Here is a 202-nt window from a genome sequence, read left to right on the forward strand (position 1 = left end):
AATCGAAGATTGGCACACAGTATCACACACCTGATGGGGTTATAGCTCAGCTGGGAGAGCGCCTGCCTTGCACGCAGGAGGTCTGCGGTTCGATCCCGCATAGCTCCACCATCTTTAAGCACATTTGTTTAAGTGTTCTTAAAAATGGTTTTCATCAGAAAATCTTGCTCTTTAACAATTTGGAAAGCTGACTGATAACAAC

1 tRNA gene is annotated in these 202 nt (G+C 44.6%); it reads left to right on the forward strand.

What is annotated here, in order from left to right:
* Positions 1 to 35: 35 nt before the first annotated feature.
* Positions 36 to 111, forward strand: a tRNA-Ala gene (locus tag AACW06_RS20900).
* Positions 112 to 202 lie beyond the last annotated feature (91 nt).

Source organism: Vibrio sp. S12_S33, assembly GCF_963889785.1.
In the GTDB taxonomy this organism is placed as follows: Bacteria; Pseudomonadota; Gammaproteobacteria; order Enterobacterales; family Vibrionaceae; genus Vibrio; species Vibrio aestuarianus.